Raw genomic sequence first — 2,128 nt, forward strand, 5'->3', positions numbered from 1 at the left:
AATATGACGGTTAAATTATGAAAAAAGTTACTAAGGGCGTACGGCGGATGCCTAGGCTTTGAGAGGCGATGAAGGACGTGATAAGCTGCGATAAGCTACGGGGAGCGGCACATACGCATTAATCCGTAGATTTCCGAATGGGACAACCCGGCATGTTGAAGACATGTCACTGCGCAAGCAGAGCGAACGTTGGGAACTGAAACATCTAAGTACCAATAGGAAAAGAAATCAATTGAGATTCCGTAAGTAGTGGCGAGCGAACGCGGATTAGCCCTAAAGACTTTATAATTTTAGCAGAATAACCTGGAAAGGTTAACCGAAGAGGGTGATAGTCCTGTAAGCGAAAAGGTTATATAGTTGATAACGAGTAAGGCGGAACACGAGAAATTCTGTCCGAATATGGGAGGACCATCTTCCAAGGCTAAATACTCCTCAAAGACCGATAGTGAACTAGTACTGTGAAGGAAAGGTGAAAAGCATATCGAATAGATAGTTGAAATAGAACCTGAAACCGTACGCCTACAAGCGGTCGGAGCTCTACGGAGTGACGGCGTGCCTTTTGCATAATGAGCCTACGAGTTAATGTCACTGGCAAGGTTAAGTACTTCAGGTACGGAGCCGAAGCGAAAGCGAGTCTGAATAGGGCGATGCAGTCAGTGGTATTAGACGCGAAACCTTGTGATCTACCCATGGGCAGGTTGAAGCTTTGGTAACACAAAGTGGAGGACCGAACCGGTTGACGTTGAAAAGTCTTCGGATGACCTGTGGGTAGGGGTGAAAGGCCAATCAAACTGGGAAATAGCTCGTACTCCCCGAAATGCATTTAGGTGCAGCGTTTAGTAAAGTATATTAGAGGTAGAGCTACTGATTGGATGCGGGGGCTTCACCGCCTACCAATTCCTGACAAACTCCGAATGCTAATATATGTTTCTAGGCAGTGAGGGCATGGGTGCTAAGGTCCATGTCCGAGAGGGAAAGAACCCAGACCATCAGCTAAGGTCCCCAAATATATGCTAAGTTGAAAAAACGCGGTTGGATTGCATAGACAGCTAGGATGTTAGCTTGGAAGCAGCTATTCATTTAACGAGTGCGTAACAGCTCACTAGTCGAGCGATCCGGCATGGATAATAATCGGGCATAAGCATATTACCGAAGCTATGGATTACATCTTTTGATGTACTGGTAGGGGAGCATTCTATCGACGTTGAAGTCACCTGGTAATGGGTGGTGGAGTTTATAGAAAAGAAAATGTAGGCATGAGTAACGATAAAATAAGTGAGAAACTTATTCGCCGTAAGACTAAGGTTTCCTAAGCTATGCTAATCAGCTTAGGGTTAGTCGGGACCTAACACGAACCCGAAGGGGGTAGTGGATGGCAAACGGGTTAATATTCCCGTACCTGCTCTCAACAAAAGTGACGGATGATTGTAGGTGGTGCGTACTGACGGAATAGTACGTTGAACTTAGGTAAACTAAGGATAGTACACCAAGGCTTCGGCTGGCGTGATAATCCACTGAAAATTGTCCCTAGAAATAGCGAGAGAAGCAGCCCGTACCGTAAACCGACACAGGTGGTCGAGGAGAGTATCCTAAGGCGCTCGAGTGAGTCATGGTTAAGGAATTAGGCAAAATAGTCTCGTAACTTCGGGAGAAGAGACGCTGGCGCAAGTCAGCCGCAGTAAAAAGGCCCAGGCGACTGTTTATCAAAAACACAGGACTCTGCAAAATCGAAAGATGACGTATAGGGTCTGACACCTGCCCGGTGCTGGAAGGTTAAGGAAGGGGGTTAGAAGCAATTCGAAGCTCTTAACTGAAGCCCCAGTAAACGGCGGCCGTAACTATAACGGTCCTAAGGTAGCGAAATTCCTTGTCGGGTAAGTTCCGACCTGCACGAATGGTGTAACGATCTGGGCACTGTCTCAACCATGAGCTCGGTGAAATTGTAGTATCGGTGAAGATGCCGGTTAATCGCAACGGGACGAAAAGACCCTGTGAACCTTTACTATAGCTTTGTATTGACTTCGGGTAAATAATGTGTAGGATAGGTGGGAGACTATGAAGGAGCATCGCTAGGTGTTTTGGAGTCATTGTTGAAATACCACCCTTTATTTACTTGGAGCCTAACTTC

The 2,128-nt window shown here is 46.4% G+C and carries 1 rRNA gene; it reads left to right on the forward strand.

Annotated elements, in window-relative coordinates:
* Positions 1–20 precede the first annotated feature (20 nt).
* Positions 21–2,128 (forward strand): 23S ribosomal RNA (locus tag EAH69_RS13815); the annotation flags it as partial.

The sequence above is a fragment of the Faecalibacter macacae genome, assembly GCF_003687725.1.
Classification (GTDB): Bacteria; Bacteroidota; Bacteroidia; order Flavobacteriales; family Weeksellaceae; genus Empedobacter; species Empedobacter macacae.